Raw genomic sequence first — 16,289 nt, forward strand, 5'->3', positions numbered from 1 at the left:
CGGATTCACACCGCCACGTACGCCACCGGCTCGCTCCCCGCCACCGCCTCCGCCCGCCCCAGCTTCACCAGCCGCCGCAGATGGGCCTCCGCCTCGGACACCGCGATGTTCCTCGATCCGTAGGGGATCTGCTCCCAGGGGCGGTTCCACTCCATGCGCTCGGCGAGCTGCCACGGGGTGAGCGGTTCGACGAGCAACCCCAGGAGACCGGTGAGCCGTTCCTCGTGGTGGGCGAGCAACTCCCGTACGCGCGCGGCCGCGTCGGTGAAGACGTGCTGGTGGGCGGGGAGCACCTCGGCGGGGGTGAGGCGGCCGACGCGTTCGAGGGAGTCGAGGTAGTCGCCGAGGGGGTCGGTGACCGTGGCGTCGTCGGGATCCTCGTACAGGCCGATGTGCGGGGTGATCTCGGGGAGCAGATGGTCGCCGGAGAACAGGCGGCCGTGGCCCGGGAGTCGGGAGGGGTGTTCCTCCTCCAGGTGCAGGCAGACGTGGCCGGGGGTGTGGCCCGGCGTCCAGATCGCGCGCAGGCGGCGGCCCGGGAGGGCGAGGAGTTCGCCGGGGACGATCTCGCGGTCGGGGACGGCGGGGGAGAAGCCGGGGAGCCGGAGGGGGCGGGGCGTGCGCATCGGGGCCACATGGGCCTCCGGCGCGCCGGCCGCCGTGAGCTTGGCCGCCATGTACGACAGCCAGCGGCCCAGGTCGGTCTCACGGGTGCGGCGGACGATCGCCGAGTCCGCCTCGTGCATCGCGATCCAGGCGCCGGAGGCCTCCCTGACCTTGCCGGACAGACCGTGGTGGTCGGGGTGGTGGTGGGTGATCACCACGCCGTGGATCTCGCCGGCCGCCGTCCCCAGCGCCGACAGGCCCGCGGTGAGGGTGTCCCAGGACTGCGGGTCGTCCCACCCCGTGTCGACCAGCACCGGACCCCGGTCGGTGTCGACGACGTACACGAGCGTGTAGCCCAAGGGGTTGTCGGGGATGGGCACCTGGATGGAGCGGACGCCACCGCCGTGGTCGGTGACCTGTGGTACGAGCTGTGTCATGGGTCCCCCGTCCCCGCGTCCTCGCGGCCGAGGCCCACTATAACTAGAACGGGTTTCGATGGGAGCCCAAGTCATCCGTCTCCTCCCTTCCCGCCCGGTGGACTCCTCCGACCTGTGGACTCCTCCGAATAGAACTGGTATCAGTTCCGGTATCTGATGAACCGTCAGAGTCAGCTCCCGGGGAGGCAGTCGCCATGACCGAGCTCGTGGAACACGGACAGCTGTTCATCGGCGGGGAGTTGACCGACCCCCTGGGAAAGGACGTCATCGAGGTCGTCTCCCCGCACACCGAGGAGGTCATCGGACGCGTGCCGCACGCGGCGCGGGAGGACGTCGACCGGGCCGTCGCGGTGGCGCGGCAGGCGTTCGAGCAGGGGCCCTGGCCGCGGATGACGCTCGACGAGCGCATCGATGTCGTCTCCCGGATCAAGGACGGCATCCTCGCCCGGCACGAGGAGCTGGCCCGCGTGATCTCCTCCGAGAACGGCTCGCCGTACTCCTGGAGCGTCCTCGCGCAGGCGCTCGGCGCGATGATGGTGTGGGACGCGGCGATCACGGTCGCACGGGACTACACCTACGAGGAGCAGCGCGACGGCGTCCTCGGCAAGATCCTCGTCCGGCGCGAGCCGGTGGGCGTGGTCGCGGCCGTGGTCCCGTGGAACGTCCCGCAGTTCGTCGCCGCCGCCAAGCTCGCGCCCGCACTGCTCACCGGCTGCACGGTGATACTGAAGCCGTCGCCCGAGTCGCCGCTGGACGCCTATCTCCTCGCGGAGATCACCAAGGAGGCGGGGCTGCCGGAGGGCGTGCTGTCGATCCTCCCCGCCGACCGTGAGGTCAGCGAGTACCTGGTCGGGCACCCGGGCGTGGACAAGGTGTCGTTCACGGGCTCGGTGGCCGCGGGCAAGCGCGTGATGGAGGTGGCGTCACGCCATCTGACGCGCGTGACACTGGAGTTGGGCGGCAAGTCCGCGGCCGTGGTCCTGCCGGACGCGGACATCGAGACCTCCGTCCCCGGCATCGTGTCCGCTGCCTGGATGAACAACGGCCAGGCCTGCGTGGCCCAGACCCGCATCCTTCTCCCGCGCTCCCGCTACGACGAGTTCGCGGACGCCTTCGCCGCCGCGGCGAGCGCGCTGGTCGTCGGCGACCCACTGGACCCGGCGACACAGGTGGGCCCGCTGGTGGCGCAGCGCCAGCAACGCCGCAACCTCGACTACATCCGCATCGGCCAGGAGGAGGGCGCGAAGATCCTCACCGGCGGCGGGCGCCCGCCGGGCCTGGACCGCGGCTGGTACGTCGAGCCGACCCTCTTCGGCGACGTCGACAACTCCATGCGGATCGCCCGCGAGGAGATCTTCGGCCCGGTGATCTGCCTGCTGCCGTACGGCGACGAGGACGAGGCCCTGAAGATCGCGAACGACTCGGACTACGGTCTGTCGGGCAGTGTCTGGACGGCGGACGTGGAGCACGGCATCGAGTTCGCGCGCGGGGTGCGTACGGGCACGTACAACGTCAACACCTTCAGCCTCGACATGCTCGGCCCGTTCGGCGGCTACAAGAACTCGGGCCTGGGCCGGGAGTTCGGCCCGGAGGGCTACGGCGAGTTCCTGGAACACAAGATGATCCATCTGCCGGCCGGCTGGGAGGGCTGACCGGCCATGGGCGACCGCTGGCAGGTCGAGGTCGACCGTTCCATCTGCATCGGCTCCGCCCAGTGCGTCCACCACGCCCCCGACGCCTTCCACCTCGACACCGCCCGCCAGTCCCACCCCGCCGATCCGGAGACCGACGCCAACGAGAAGGTCCTGGAGGCGGCGGAGAGCTGCCCGGTGGAGGCGATCATGATCACACTGCTGGGGAGCGGGGAGCCGGTGTTTCCGCCCGAGGAGTAGTGGAGCGGGAGGCCGGAGGAAGAGCAGAGGAGTAGCACCTGTGTGCGAAGATCCCCCTCGTCTGTGCGTGATCTGTGAGGTGGGGGAGCGATGCGACGGGTGGGGAGTGCCGTGGTCACGGCCTGGGCGGCGGCCGCGGTCATGGTCCTGGCGGGATGTGGTGGCGGTGGGGACGGCAACCCGGGCGCGGACCCGGGCGTGCTGACCATCGACGCCGTACGGGAAGACCTCCGGGCCGCTCTGAAGGCGGGCGGATTCGAGCAGGCCTCATTCCTCGACGACCGGTCCGAGGCGATGCGACGGCGCCCCTGCCAGGTCATGGGGCAGCTGCGCACCCCCACCGCGCCGGACCGGAAGGCCACCGAGCGGGCCGTCGCCGAACTGGAGAAGCGCGGCTGGCAGGCGACCGAACCGATGGCCGACGAGAACGGCACCGGCTGGGCGCTGGACCGCTCGGGCTGGACGCTGAGCCTTCTGTCCGGGACGGCATCCGAGGAGGGTGCGGGTGCTTTTCTCCCGACCGAAGCACAGGACCCGGCCGGGGAGCAGGGCCAGGTCCAGGCATTCGAGGGGCTGTCGTTCCATGCATACGGCCAGGAGTGTGGGCAAGCCGCAGCTACGGCGTCCCCTTGATCCCGGTCTGCTCGTATTCGTCCAAAGAAATTCGCATTCCGGCGGAGCTTTCTCCGGACGGAAGTTCTATTCTGGGAAGTGGCCTACGAGGCGAGTGAGGGAGTTCGAGCGGAGTAGCCGACTCGGGCGTGAGGCAGATGCTTCCGCCGGGGCCGACGTCGACGGTCGGGCTGAGAGGTCGGAAGGCAGCGGTCAGGCCGGAAGACGACCCCCATCACCTGATCCGGACAATGCCGGCGCAGGGAACCCGTCTCGTAGGTTCTTCGTGTGCTCAGGACGCGGGGGACTCGGGGGACTCGGGGTGGGCCGTCGTCACGTCGATCAAACGGCAGACCGTCTCGATGTCGATCTTCACCTGTGCGATGGAGGCGCGGCCCGACAGCCAGGTGATCAGCGCCGAGTGCCAGGTGTGCTCGATGACGCGGACCGCCGACAGCTGCTGCGGCGTCGGGTCCGCGATGCCCATCGCGTCGAGGATGATCAGCGTGGTCTGACGCGAGACCTGGTCGACCTCGGGGGAGACGCTGCGGTCGGCGAAGGTGAGGGCGCGGACCATCGCGTCGGCGAGATGGGGCTCGCGCTGCAGCGCCCGGAACGCCCGCATCAGCGTCTCCGCGACCCGCTCCGCCGCCGACTCGCCTTGCGGCGGCTTCTTCCGCAGCGTGCCGTGCATGTGCTCCAGCTGGTCCTGCATCGTGGCGACCAGCAGATGGATCTTGGAAGGGAAGTAGCGGTAGAGCGTACCCAGCGCCACCTGCGAGGACTCCGCGACCTCACGCATCTGCACCGCGTCGAAACCGCCCCGGCTCGCCAGCTGCGCGCTCGCGTGCAGGATGCGGCGACGACGGGCCTCCTGCCGCTCCGTGAGCGGCGGCGAGGCGGGGCGCTGGGTGATGGCTTCCGCAGGCATGGGTCCCGTTCCGTGACAGTCGGTGAGGGCGAGTGATCACACAGCATGGCAGGAGCGTCGGCCGTGGCGTGAATCACCTGATCCACTGCTCACTGCGCCCCTACCTGCCGGTAGATTCAGAGCCTCTTGAACGATCAAGTCTGAAACTTGTTCTAGATTAGCGTCCCGGCGTAATCTCGCGGGAAATAGCAGGGAGAAGGGGGCCCGGAGTGACCGCTGAGGCCAGTCAGGCGGGGTCCCAGGAGGACCCGGCCGCGGACGGCGAGCGACCGCTCAACATCGCACTCCTCACCTATAAGGGGAACCCGTTCTGCGGCGGCCAGGGCGTCTACGTCCGCCACCTCTCCCGCGAACTGGCCCGCCTCGGACACCGCGTCGAAGTCATCGGCTCCCAGCCGTACCCGGTCCTCGACGAAGGCGCCGACTACGCGCACCGCCTCACCCTCACTGAACTCCCCAGCCTCGACCTCTACCGCTCGCCGGATCCCTTCCGCACCCCGAAGCGCGACGAGTACCGGGACTGGATCGACGCGCTCGAAGTCGCGACGATGTGGACGGGCGGCTTCCCCGAGCCGCTGACGTTCTCGCTCCGGGCCCGCCGCCATCTGCGCGCCCGCCGCGGCGAGTTCGACGTCGTGCACGACAACCAGACCCTGGGATACGGCCTGTTGGGCGACATCGGCGCCCCCCTGGTGACCACGATCCACCACCCCATCACCGTCGACCGCCAACTGGAACTGGACGCCGCCCAGGGCTGGGGCCAGCGCTGGGCCAAGCGCCGCTGGTACGGCTTCACCCGTATGCAGAAGCGCGTCGCGGACCGCCTGCCCTCCGTGCTCACCGTCTCCGGCACCTCCCGCCAGGAGATCGTCGACCACCTCGGCGTCCGCGACGACCGCATCCACGTCGTCCACATCGGCGCCGACACCGACCTCTTCTCGCCGGACCCGTCGGTGGCGGTGGTCCCCGGCCGCATCGTCACCACCTCCAGCGCCGACGTCCCCCTCAAGGGCCTGGTCTTCCTCGTCGAGGCCCTCGCCAAGGTCCGCACCGAGCACCCCGACGCCCACCTCGTCGTCGTCGGCAAGCGCGCCGAGGACGGCCCCGTCGCCCAGGCCATCGAGCGCTACGGCCTCGAAGGCGCCGTCCGGTTCGTCAAGGGCATCTCCGACGCCGAACTGGTCGACCTGATCCGCTCGGCGGAGATCGCCTGCGTACCGTCCCTGTACGAGGGCTTCTCCCTCCCCGCGGCGGAGGCGATGGCCACCGGCACGCCCCTGCTGGCCACGACCGGCGGAGCGATCCCGGAGGTCGCCGGCCGGGACGGAGAGACGTGCCTGGCCGTACCGCCGGGCGACGCGGGCGCACTGGCCACCGGGCTCAGCCGCCTCCTCGGTGACCGCGACCTGAGAGCGAGACTCGGTCTGGCGGGCCGTGAGCGGGTGCTGAGGAACTTCACCTGGGCCCGGGCCGCCGAGGGCACGGCAGCCCGCTACCGCGAGGCGATCGCCCTCCCCCACGCTCGGCGGCGCTCGCGCGGGGGGACCCCCATCGCGAGCAGCCGACCCGACCGCTCCGCGGCCTCACGAGGCGTCGCACCCGCGGCCCCAGAAGTTGTTGACGTTGTATCCGATCGCGAAAGCAGGGCCACGTGCTGACCGTCGACTTCTCCCGGTTCCCGCTCGCCCCGGGCGACCGCGTCCTCGACCTCGGCTGCGGAGCCGGCCGGCACGCGTTCGAGTGCTACCGGCGGGGTGCCCAGGTCGTGGCCCTGGACCAGAACGCCGACGAGATCCGCGAGGTCGCGAAGTGGTTCGCGGCGATGAAGGAGGCGGGCGAGGCACCGGAGGGCGCCACCGCCACCGCCATGGAGGGCGACGCCCTGGCGCTCCCCTTCCCCGACGAGTCCTTCGACGTCGTGATCATCTCCGAGGTCATGGAGCACATCCCGGACGACAAGGGCGTACTCGCCGAGATGGTCCGGGTGCTCAAGCCCGGCGGCCGCATCGCCATCACCGTCCCGCGCTACGGCCCCGAGAAGATCTGCTGGGCCCTGTCCGACGCGTACCACGAGGTCGAGGGCGGTCACATCCGCATCTACAAGGCGGACGAACTGCTGGCCAAGATCCGCGAGGCGGGCCTCAAGCCGTACGGCACCCACCACGCGCACGCCCTCCACTCGCCGTACTGGTGGCTGAAGTGCGCGTTCGGCGTCGACAACGACAAGGCGCTGCCGGTGAAGGCGTACCACAAGCTCCTGGTCTGGGACATCATGAAGAAGCCGCTGGCGACCCGGGTCGCCGAGCAGGCCCTCAACCCCCTGATCGGCAAGAGCTTCGTGGCGTACGCGACCAAGCCGCACCTGCCGGTCGTGGACGCGCGGTGACGACTCCGCGCACCGAACACCTCGTCCTGCCCGGGGTGTTGACCGCCGAACAGGCCGCCGCGACCGTCGCCGGCATCCGCGCCGTACAGCGCGAGGACGGCGCCATCCCGTGGTTCCGCGGCCACCACCTCGACCCCTGGGACCACACCGAGGCCGCGATGGCCCTCGACGCGGCGGGCGAGCACACCGCCGCCGAGCGGGCGTACGAGTGGCTGGCACGGCACCAGAACGAGGACGGTTCCTGGTACGCCGCGTACCAGGACGGGGCACACGACGACGTCACCGACCGCGGCCGGGAGACCAACTTCGTCGCCTACATAGCCGTGGGCGTGTGGCACCACTACCTGTCGACGGGCGACGACACGTTCCTCGACCGCATGTGGCCGACGGTGTACGCGGCGGTGGAATACGTCCTGCGGCTCCAGCAGCCCGGCGGCCAGATCGGCTGGAAGGGCGAGGACGACGGCACGTTCACGAAGGACGCGCTGCTGACCGGCTCCTCGTCGATCCACCACGCCCTGCGCTGCGCCCTCGCCATCGCCGACCAGCGCGAAGAGGCCCAGCCCGACTGGGAGTTGGCGGTCGGCGCACTGCGCCACGCGATCCGCCGCCACCCGGAGCGGTTCCTGGACAAGGACCGCTACTCGATGGACTGGTACTACCCGATCCTCGGCGGCGCGCTGACCGGCTCGGAGGCCAAGTCCCGTATGGAGGCGGACTGGGACCGCTTCGTGGTCCCCGGCCTCGGCGTGCGCTGCGTGGTCCCCAACCCGTGGGTGACGGGCGGCGAGTCCGCCGAACTCGCCCTCGCCCTCTGGGCGATGGGCGAGTCCGACCGTGCGCTGGAGATCCTGCAGTCGATCCAGCATCTGCGGGACCCGGAGAGCGGCCTGTACTGGACCGGGTACGTCTTCGAGGACGAGGCGATCTGGCCGCGGGAACTGACCACTTGGACGGCCGGTTCGCTGCTCCTGGCGGTGGCCGCGCTGGGCGGCCACGAGGCGACCTGCGCGGTCTTCGGAGGGGAACGCCTGCCGACCGGGCTGGACCCGGACTGCTGCGACGACTGACCGCTACGGCTACCGCTACCGGCTACTGTCGGCGCTACAACTCAGTGCCTGTGCACCCGGTTGGCGATGGCGTGCCCGACAAACAGATACACCACGGCCGCCAGCCCGTATCCGGCGACGACCCGCGCCCACGCCTCGTCGAAGGTGAACAGGTCATGGCTCCAGCCCGCCAGCCACCGGGCCGCGTCGTGGATGAACTGCACGAAGTCGTTCCCGCGGTTGGCGTCCAGCAGGTACATCAGGATCCACAGGCCCAGGATGAGGGCCATGATGTCGGCGACGATCGCTATGACCGTGCCGGCCGAATTGGCACCGCTATATCGAGGGGACATAACCATCGGGTTGCCGCTCATTCATGAATAAAACCCTGCCCGAAAACCCGAATGGGTTCGCCCGAGTGGCGCACCGGACGGGCCGGGGTGAGCCTGCCGGGAGAAGCACCCTGCTCGCCGGGGCCACGGCTTGCGGCGGCGACGACAGCGACCGCGCCACGGCGGCGACCCCCACGACCTCGGCGGAACAGCAGAAGTTCGCCAAGACCCGCTTCGTGACGAACGCGGGCCTGGCCGCCGGGGCGACCTACCAGTGGATCGTGAAGCCCTGGCGGGCGGGCAAGTTCAAGAGCGGCGCGGACGGCCGCAAGCTCGCCCTCGTCAAGGCCGGCCTCGCAACTCAGCTCCACCTAGGAGTTGAGCTCGGCCAGCACCCGCAGCGACTCCCGGTCAGGGGACAGCGCCAGCAGGTCCGTGACCGGTCCCTTGCGCCACGACTCCAGGCGTTCCGCGATGCGTTCGCGCGGGCCGACCAGGGAGATCTCGTCGGCGAAGGCGTCGGGTACGGCGAGTACCGCTTCCTCTCTGCGCCCTTCGAGGAAGAGCCGCTGGATCCGCCGGGCCTCCTCCTCGTAGCCCATGCGGGCCATGAGGTCGGCGTGGAAGTTGCGGGCGGCGTGGCCCATGCCGCCGATGTAGAAGCCGAGCATGGTCTTCACGGGGAGCAGGCCTTCGCTCACGTCGTCGCAGACTCTGACCTGGGCCATGGGGGCGACGAGGAAGCCCTCCGGGGCGTCCGTCAGCGAGGTCTCGTAGACCTCGGGGCGGGTGGGGGACCAGTAGAGGGGGAGCCAGCCGTCGGCGATGCGCGTGGTCTGGGCGATGTTCTTCGGGCCTTCGGCGCCGAGGAGGATGGGGAGGCCGGCGCGGAGGGGGTGGGTGATCGGCTTGAGCGGTTTGCCGAGGCCCGTCGCGTCCTCGCCCCGGTAGGGGTGGGCGTGGAAGCGGCCGGACAGCTCAACAGGGGCCTCGCGCCTGAGGACTTGGCGTACGACATCGACGTACTCCCGGGTCGCGGTGAGCGGCGACTTCGGGAACGGACGGCCGTACCAGCCCTCCACCACCTGTGGCCCGGACAGTCCGAGTCCGAGCATGACGCGGCCGCCGGAGAGGTGGTCGAGGGTGAGGGCGTGCATGGCGGTGGTGGTGGGGGAGCGCGCGGCCATCTGGGCAACCGCCGTGCCGAGCTTGATGGTTGTCGTCTGCGCGGCGATCCAGGTGAGCGGGGTGAAGACGTCCGAGCCCCAGGACTCGGCCGTCCACACGGAGTCGTAGCCGAGCCGTTCCGCCTCCTGGGCGAGGGGGACGTGGTCGGGGTCGGGGCCGCGGCCCCAGTAGCCGAGTGCCAGACCTAGCCGCATGGCCACTGCCTCCTGACGGTGTGTCAGCTCGCCGTTCGGGGAGGCGACTGTACGACAACGGCCCCCCGCCCGGAAGGGCGAGGGGCCGTGCGTCGAGTCTGAAGGGGATCAGCCGCGCTGGATGCCCGAGGTGTCCTGCAGCACGCCACGACGGCCGTCCTGCGTCTGCGCGACCAGGTTGGGGCCACGCTGCTCGACGGCCAGGTACCAGGTGCCCGGCGCCAGTTCGGCGATCGGCGCCGGCGAACCGTCCTCCGCGAACAGCGGGCGCGCCACCGGAACCGCGAACCAGAACGGCGAGAAGTCCCCGGCCGGCTGCGGCGCCTGGGGCTGACCCGGACCGGGCTGCGGCTGGGCACCGTACGGCGCACCCGGCTGCGGCTGGCCACCGTAGGGCTGACCCGGCTGCGGGGCACCCGCGCCCGGGTAGCCGTAACCGCCGGGGGGCTGGGCGCCGTAGGGCTGGGGGGCGACGGGGCGGGGGGCCGGGATGAGGGCGGCCTGGAGGGCGGGGAGCAGCGGGGCGGCGACGGCGCCGGCGGCCAGGACGAGCGCCGCGATGAAGCCGAGGATGAGACCGGCGCCCGCCGAAACGCTGTCCGGGGTGTCCACCAGCGCCCAGAACAGGATCCACGCGGCGAGAATCGTGAATCCCGTGCCGACCACGCCGAGGTCCAGGCCGGCGACCTTGCGCGGCTGCGGCAGGATGCGGTTGACGATGATCAGGGCGGCACCGATGACCCCACCCAGGTAGACACCCATGCCGGTGTCGAGGGTTTCCCACGCGTTCGGCGCGTCGATGCTGATGCCGTCGACGGAGTAGAGGTCGAGGAACGACGCGATGAACAGCAACACCGCTGCTCCGATCACCACGCCGTCGCCTCGAGTGAGGGAGCGGATATTCACTTCAGGTCCTTCGTAGGTCGTCTCATCGTCGGAAGAGGCGTCGCTGTCACCATGTCGCCGTCAGGCCCCGGTGTGAAGCGCGGGGGTGGCCCCTCATCGTAGGAACGACCTTATCGTCCGTCCGACGAGGCTGTCCCCGGGGATCAACCCGCGGAACGCTACCCGCGCAGGAAACTCACGATTCCCTCAGAGATCCCCTGCGCCGCCTTCTGCCGCCAGGCACCGCTGGTGAGCAATGCCGCGTCCTTGCTATCGCGCATGTTGCCGCACTCGATGAACACCTTGGGAACCGTTGACAGATTGAGACCGCCGAGGTCCTTACGTGTGACGAGTCCGGTGCCGTCGCCGGCGTAGTTGGAGGGGGCGCTGCCGGTGGTGCGGACGAAGTTGCCCGCGATGCGTTCGCCTAGGTCGGCGGAGGAGGCGACGATCGGGCCGGTGTTCGCGGTGCCCGCCTTGACCTTGCCCGGAAGGATGACGTGGAAGCCGCGCTGACCGGTGCCGGCGCCGTCCGCGTGGATGGACACCACCGCGTCCGCGCCCGCCGTGTTGCCGATTCTCGCCCGCTCGTCGATGCACGGGCCGAAGGTGCGGTCGCCGTCCTGCGTCAACTTCACCGTGGCGCCCTGCTTCTCCAGGAGGGTGCGCAGCCGGTGGGCGACGTCCAGCGTGAACTTGGCTTCCGTGTAGCCGGAGTTGGTGGACGTGCCCGTCGTGTCGCACTCCTTCCGGCCCGTGCCGATGTCCACCTTCTTGTTGATGTCGGCCGGGTGCCGGAAGTTGTTCGGGTTGTGGCCCGGGTCGATGACGACGACCTTGCCCTTGAGGGGACCGGAGACGGCAGGGGCGGAGGTGGCGGGGGTCGGTTTCTCGTCGTCACCGGGAGCGACCGAGGTCGAGGACGCCGTAGAGCCCGTAGAGCCCGTAGAGCCCGTCGGGCTCGCGGGGGGCGTGGGGGAGGCGGGTGCGCTCGACGACGTCGGCGTCCCCACGGCTTCCTCGGAACCTCCACCGGATCCGCCCACCGCCTCGTACACCAGCCACCCGAGCAACGCGCCCGGGACGAGTGCGGCGACCGCGACGGTCAGCGGACGGCGCCGGGAGCGGCGGGGCTGGGGAGGATCGAAGTCCGGGCCTACGTACGACACGTCAGCCACCCTAGCGGCGGGTCGGTGGCCCGGCGGGGTGCTGTCCGCCGGGCGGGTCGTTTCATCCGAACGGCACATCGGTATCGCTCACGGCTGGGCGGTATGCCGAGAATCGCCCATTCGATCACATATGCGTTTCATGGCCGACGCCCTCACCGCCACCGTCGCCCTCGCCGGGGCGGTCGTACTGGGCGCGCCCGCGGCCCGGGCCGGCTCGTTCCCCTGCATGCCGCCGGAAGACGCCTGTGCCGTCGACCACGTCTACGGTCAGCCGGGCGTCGGTACGGGGAATGTCATCCAGACCCCGGTCGACATCGACATCGACATCGACATCGACATCGACATCGACATCGCCATCAACGTCAAGCCCTGTCGGCTTGCCGGGTCAGATCCCCGCGCCCGTCCGCCGCAGCACCCGCAGCGTCCCGGTCGTGGAGACCTCCGTGAACGCCCCCGACTCCAGCGCCCGCAGATAGATCCGGTACGGCGCCTGGCCCGTGAACTCGTCCTTGGGGTCCGGGTGCACGTCGTGGATGAGCAGCAGTCCGCCCTCCGCGACGTGTGGCGCCCAGCCCTCGTAGTCCGCGTTCGCGTGCTCGTCGGTGTGGCCGCCGTCGACGAAGACGAGGCCGAGGGGAGCGCCCCAGACCTTCGCCACCTGCGGCGAACGGCCCACCAGCGCCACGATGTGGTCCTCCAGGCCCGCCCTGTGCAGGGTCCGGCGGAACGTCGGCAGCGTGTCCATCAGGCCGATCTCGGGGTCGACCGTCTCCGGGTCGTGGTACTCCCAGCCCGGCTGCTGCTCCTCGCTGCCCCGGTGGTGGTCGACGGTCAGGGCCGTCACCCCGGCCGCGCGGGCCGCGTCGGCGAGCAGGATCGCGGAGCGCCCGCAGTACGTGCCGACCTCCAGGAGCGGGAGGCCGAGCCGCCCCGCCTCGACAGCGGCCGCGTAGAGGGCGAGGCCCTCGTCCGCCGGCATGAATCCCTTCGCCGCCTCGAACGCGGCCAGGATCTCGGGCTTGGGTGCCGCGGTCATGGGCGGGGCCTTTCGGTCGTACGTGGGTGTGGGCGCCCCACATGCTGCCGTACCCCCTGGCCGGCGGGCGACAGGGGGTACGGCGGTTGCGGTCGGGGCTCAGGGTGCGTCGGAGATGTCCAGCTTGTTCACCTTGATGCGGGTGGTGTCGAACTCCCAGGTGACGAAGAACTTGCCCGGCGCGTACTCATCGGCCATGGGGTACGTGTCCCAGCCCGCGCCGGTGCCGGCCGGCGTCGGGTCCTCCTGGCTCGCTGGGCCGTCGGCGAAGAACTTGGCGGCACTCCAGGACGTCGCGCCGGGGCGCTTGGTCTTGTAGTAGAGGGACGGGCGGGTGTCGGTGGTGCCGGTCGTGTAGATGTACAGGAGCCGGCCGTTGCTGTCCTTGCCGAAGTAGCTCCTGGCCACGTTGTTGCTCGGCAGGCCGGCGGCGGCGGTGTAGTTCGTCCAGGTGGTGCCGCCGTTGGAGCTCGTGGCCGTCATGGCGTTGGCGTTGGCTGCGCGGGCGACCATGATCAGCGAGTTCGGGTCGTCCGGCGAGACGGCGATCTGGTTCTCACCGGCCCTGACGTCGGTGGCGTTCGCGTTCGTGACAGTGCCGCCCTTCGTCCAGGTCTTCAGGTCCGGGTTCGTGGCGATCAGCACCCCGTTCTCGCGGCTCGTCCCCCAGTAGGGGAGGACGGTGTTGCCGTTGGCCATCCTGATCGGGCGGCCGGAGATGGCGAGGTTGCCGATGGTCGGCATGGTGACGGGGTGGTCCTGCCAGGTGTGGCCCTCGTCGGTGCTGCGCTTGACGACGGTGGCGGTGATCGGAAGGCCGTCGTTGTTCCAGCCGTCCCCGTCCGTCTCGCTGGTGTCCGCGATCGGCGTGCGTCCGAGGAACGCGAACAGCTCGCTGCCCGACTTGTAGAGCATCACGTAGTGCCAGGCGTACTGATCGGTCTCCTGCGCCAGCGTCCGGGGGCGGCTCCAGGTCGCCCCGCCGTCGGTGGTGTACGAGTACCGCATGTAGCCCATGTCCCGGTTGCCGGGCCGCAGGCCCTCCCGCCACGCCACGACCGCGTTGCTGGCGCTCGTGCTGATGATGTCGGGGGTGCGGGGACCGTCGCCGCCGGTCGCCGTGTTGGTGTACACGGTCTTCTCGGCCGACGTGCCTTCGGCGGAGGCCGGGCCCGGCATGAGGAGGCCGGTCAGGACGGCGAGGACGAGTGCGGTCAGGAGCGCGGTCAAGGCGCGTTTGCGGGTCACCACAGCCATTGCCGGTCCAGGTTCGGGGTCGTGTCGGTCACGGCGTCGCAGTTCCACTGGATGGCCTCCGTGCCGGCGGTCGTGGTGCTGTTGGGGATGGCCAGGCACAGGCCGGTCTTCACGTTCCGCAGCTGGTCGATCCCGTCGTGGACCCAGACCTGCTCGTCGTTCTGGGTGTCCTGGCACGGCCACTGGATGGCCTTGACGCCGAGCGTCGTGCTCCCGCTGGGGATGGCCAGGCACTGGCCGCTCGCCTTGTTGACCACGTGGAAGCCGCCGCCGGTCATCGGCTGGAGGGACCAGTAGTTGCTGTCGCTGTTGCTGCACGTCCACTGGATCATCACGGTGCCGTTGGTCTGGCTGGAACTCGGGTTGGCCAGACACAGGCCGGTGCCCATGTTGTAGAGGCGTGCGTTGGTGACCGCTTCGGCTGTCTCGGCCGCCGACGCCGTACCGGTGAGGGCGGAGCCTGTGAGCAGAGGTGCGCTCAGCATGGCGATGGCCGCCATTCCGGCGGCTATGCGTCTTCTCATTCGGGGAGCTTCCTTGGCTGTTTCCGATGTTCCCAAAGGAGGAGCGGCCCTCGTGGAGAGGGCCGCTCCGGCGGTTCTGCCTACCAGAGCCACACCTGGTCGTCGCTGGTGGTGCAGGTCCACTGGATGGCCTCGGTGCCGTTGGCGGTACTGCCGTTGGGGATGGCCAGGCACCTGTCGCTGCTCACGTTGCGCAGGCGGTCGGCGCTGTCGTGGATCCAGATCTGTTCGCTGCCGCCGTTGCAGGTCCACTGGATGGCCTGGGTGCCGTTGGCCGTGCTGCCGTTCGGTATGGCGAGGCACTTGTTGCTGTTCAGGTTCCTGACGAGGTAGCGGTCGCCGTTTCCGCCTGCCACCGACTCCAGCTGCCACTGCTGCTCGCTGTTGCCGTTGCATCCCCACTGGATCACACCGACGCCGTTGGCGGTGCTCGCGTTGGGGACGGCCAGACACTTCACCGTCTTGAAGTTGACGAGCGTGTCGTAGGCGGTTGCGCCTGCGTTGGCCGGCGTGGCGAAGGCCACGGCGCTCACGGCGGTGGCGGCGACTGCGGAGACTCTTGTCAGTATGTTCATGGTCATGACAGTGCGGGGCTCCTCTGCGTCCGTTGATCGGATCGGGTCGAGCGACTGCCCGATCAGCATGCGAGGTGACCACCGGGACTGTCGTTAACTGTGAGTGCACTGCGACTTGGCAGTGCGTCTACTCCGGCTGGTGCGGCTGGTGCGGCTGGTGCGGCTGGTGCCGGTACTCCCTCGGTGAGACCCCATAGGCGGCGCGGAAGGCGCGTGTGAAGTCGGATGCGCGAGGCAGGCCCCAGCGGGCGCCGATCGTGTGGATCGGCGTGGTACGCCGCGCGGGGTCCGCCAGGTCGCGGCGGGCCCCCTCCAGCCGTTGGTGGCGGATCCAGGCCGCGACCGTCTCGCCCCGCGTCTGCTGCTGGAACAGCCGGTGCAGATAGCTGAGGGAGATGTGGTGGGCGGCGGCGATCACCGGCGGTGTCAGCCCCGGATCGTGCAGGTTCTGCTGGATGAACGCCCGGACCTGTGCGGTCAGGGCCTGCTGGCGGGTCTCCGGCGGCAGCGCGGCCTCGGCCTCCAGCGGCTGGGCGAGCCAGACCGACACCAGGTCGAGCAGGATCCTGCTCAGGCGAGGTATGTCGGACGGCTGAAGGACGCCCGACTGCCGGTCCAGCCCGATCAGGAAATCCGTCAGCAGAGCGCCGCTCCCCTCGCGCCCAGACAGACGTCTGCCCAGCAGCTGCCGGACCTGGTCCGGTGGCAGCGGCAGCGACGCCTTGGGTAACTCCACCGCCACCCCGGTGACGACATGCCGGCTCTCGTCCCTCGGCGGCCGTACGTCGTAGGGCCGTGAGGTGTCGGACACCCACAGATCGCATGGGCCGTACGTGTCGGTCCGCCCGACGTGGTCGAGGCCGAACTCGCCTCCGAGCAGCAGTTGGAGGTGGTACTGCTCGGGGTCGGACTGCCGGATCAGTCTCGGGCTCCGTCGGTAGCGCGTCGGCAGGAGCCCTCCGGACCACACGATCACCGGCCCCAGCTCCACCAGTCGCTGCTCCGCCCAGAAGTCGGCGGTGTGGTGGCTGCTGATCTCGCTGGGCGCGATGGTCCGGCTCATCAACTCCCGCCAGTACTCGAACCGGTCCTCCGCCGGCACGTCACTGGTCCGGAACACCGTCTTGATCATTCCGCTCCCCGCGCTGATTCCCCACCCGCGCTGCCGCCGGGTCCCGCCCCTTGCATACGACTGCTTCCGCATCCGCGTGGTTGC

General features: G+C 70.2%; 17 protein-coding genes and 1 pseudogene. 7 read left to right on the top strand and 11 right to left on the bottom strand.

The annotated features are described in order from the left end of the window. Positions 1 to 5: 5 nt before the first annotated feature. On the bottom strand, positions 6 to 1,043 hold the full coding sequence (locus tag PH203_RS01440) for an MBL fold metallo-hydrolase (RefSeq protein WP_289915133.1): 1,038 nt from the start codon (positions 1,041 to 1,043) through the stop codon (positions 6 to 8). A 194-nt stretch (positions 1,044 to 1,237) separates the two neighbouring features. On the opposite strand from PH203_RS01440, the gene PH203_RS01445 reads away from it, so the two are divergent. From PH203_RS01445 to PH203_RS01455, 3 genes are all read left to right on the top strand, one after another. Next, a complete protein-coding gene (locus PH203_RS01445) occupies positions 1,238 to 2,695 on the top strand; it encodes an aldehyde dehydrogenase (RefSeq protein ID WP_289915135.1) in 1,458 nt (485 codons plus the stop codon). Between the two features lie 6 nt (positions 2,696 to 2,701). After that, complete coding sequence (locus PH203_RS01450) at positions 2,702 to 2,935, top strand: ferredoxin (RefSeq protein ID WP_289915136.1); 234 nt, start codon at positions 2,702 to 2,704, stop codon at positions 2,933 to 2,935. Between the two features lie 90 nt (positions 2,936 to 3,025). Then, positions 3,026 to 3,568 (top strand): hypothetical protein, encoded by a 543-nt coding sequence (locus PH203_RS01455; protein WP_289915138.1) that lies wholly within the window; start codon positions 3,026 to 3,028, stop codon positions 3,566 to 3,568. A 271-nt stretch (positions 3,569 to 3,839) separates the two neighbouring features. Here PH203_RS01455 and PH203_RS01460 read toward each other — a convergent pair whose 3' ends face one another. Further along, positions 3,840 to 4,478, bottom strand: coding sequence for a TetR family transcriptional regulator (locus PH203_RS01460; RefSeq protein ID WP_289915141.1), 639 nt, complete (start codon positions 4,476 to 4,478; stop codon positions 3,840 to 3,842). 209 nt (positions 4,479 to 4,687) lie between these two features. Between PH203_RS01460 and PH203_RS01465 the strand changes: the two genes are divergently transcribed. From PH203_RS01465 to PH203_RS01475, 3 genes are read left to right on the top strand one after another with little or no spacing between them, the layout of a single operon-like run. Further along, positions 4,688 to 6,136, top strand: coding sequence for a glycosyltransferase family 4 protein (locus PH203_RS01465; RefSeq protein ID WP_289915142.1), 1,449 nt, complete (start codon positions 4,688 to 4,690; stop codon positions 6,134 to 6,136). Next, positions 6,130 to 6,864, top strand: coding sequence for a class I SAM-dependent methyltransferase (locus PH203_RS01470; RefSeq protein ID WP_289915144.1), 735 nt, complete (start codon positions 6,130 to 6,132; stop codon positions 6,862 to 6,864). The genes PH203_RS01465 and PH203_RS01470 overlap by 7 nt, the downstream gene beginning before the upstream one ends. Beyond that, positions 6,861 to 7,934, top strand: coding sequence for a prenyltransferase/squalene oxidase repeat-containing protein (locus PH203_RS01475; protein ID WP_289915146.1), 1,074 nt, complete (start codon positions 6,861 to 6,863; stop codon positions 7,932 to 7,934). Before PH203_RS01470 ends, PH203_RS01475 begins: the two co-directional genes overlap by 4 nt. 41 nt (positions 7,935 to 7,975) lie before the next feature. Here the strand turns inward: PH203_RS01475 and PH203_RS01480 are convergent, their stop codons facing one another. Further along, positions 7,976 to 8,266, bottom strand: a complete 291-nt coding sequence (locus PH203_RS01480; RefSeq protein ID WP_289915147.1) for a hypothetical protein — start codon at positions 8,264 to 8,266, stop codon at positions 7,976 to 7,978. 110 nt (positions 8,267 to 8,376) lie between these two features. On the opposite strand from PH203_RS01480, the pseudogene PH203_RS01485 reads away from it, so the two are divergent. Next, positions 8,377 to 8,604: pseudogene (locus PH203_RS01485) on the top strand (hypothetical protein); the annotation flags it as partial. A 12-nt stretch (positions 8,605 to 8,616) separates the two neighbouring features. On the opposite strand, the gene PH203_RS01490 reads toward PH203_RS01485, so the two are convergent. The 8 genes from PH203_RS01490 to PH203_RS01525 form a co-directional block, all read right to left on the bottom strand. Continuing rightward, on the bottom strand, positions 8,617 to 9,627 hold the full coding sequence (locus PH203_RS01490; protein ID WP_289915150.1) for an LLM class F420-dependent oxidoreductase: 1,011 nt from the start codon (positions 9,625 to 9,627) through the stop codon (positions 8,617 to 8,619). 108 nt (positions 9,628 to 9,735) lie between these two features. Further along, the gene (locus PH203_RS01495; RefSeq protein ID WP_289915151.1) at positions 9,736 to 10,533 is read right to left on the bottom strand and encodes a DUF5336 domain-containing protein; all 798 of its coding nucleotides are present in this window, start codon (positions 10,531 to 10,533) and stop codon (positions 9,736 to 9,738) included. A gap of 158 nt (positions 10,534 to 10,691) precedes the next feature. Continuing rightward, entirely contained in the window at positions 10,692 to 11,681 is a 990-nt protein-coding gene (locus PH203_RS01500) for an N-acetylmuramoyl-L-alanine amidase (RefSeq protein WP_289915152.1), read from the bottom strand. Between the two features lie 385 nt (positions 11,682 to 12,066). Next, complete coding sequence (locus PH203_RS01505; protein ID WP_289915154.1) at positions 12,067 to 12,717, bottom strand: class I SAM-dependent methyltransferase; 651 nt, start codon at positions 12,715 to 12,717, stop codon at positions 12,067 to 12,069. 99 nt (positions 12,718 to 12,816) lie between these two features. Beyond that, positions 12,817 to 13,974 carry a sialidase family protein gene (locus PH203_RS01510; RefSeq protein ID WP_289915155.1) on the bottom strand — a complete coding sequence of 386 codons (1,158 nt, stop codon included), beginning with the start codon at positions 13,972 to 13,974 and terminating at the stop codon, positions 12,817 to 12,819. Then, positions 13,962 to 14,498, bottom strand: coding sequence for an RICIN domain-containing protein (locus PH203_RS01515; RefSeq protein ID WP_289915157.1), 537 nt, complete (start codon positions 14,496 to 14,498; stop codon positions 13,962 to 13,964). Before PH203_RS01515 ends, PH203_RS01510 begins: the two co-directional genes overlap by 13 nt. Positions 14,499 to 14,578: 80 nt before the next feature. Next, on the bottom strand, positions 14,579 to 15,079 hold the full coding sequence (locus tag PH203_RS01520) for an RICIN domain-containing protein (RefSeq protein WP_289915159.1): 501 nt from the start codon (positions 15,077 to 15,079) through the stop codon (positions 14,579 to 14,581). Between the two features lie 121 nt (positions 15,080 to 15,200). Continuing rightward, the gene (locus tag PH203_RS01525; protein WP_289915160.1) at positions 15,201 to 16,205 is read right to left on the bottom strand and encodes a helix-turn-helix domain-containing protein; all 1,005 of its coding nucleotides are present in this window, start codon (positions 16,203 to 16,205) and stop codon (positions 15,201 to 15,203) included. Positions 16,206 to 16,289 lie beyond the last annotated feature (84 nt).

The sequence above is a fragment of the Streptomyces sp. S.PB5 genome, assembly GCF_030403745.1.
GTDB lineage: Bacteria > Actinomycetota > Actinomycetes > Streptomycetales > Streptomycetaceae > Streptomyces.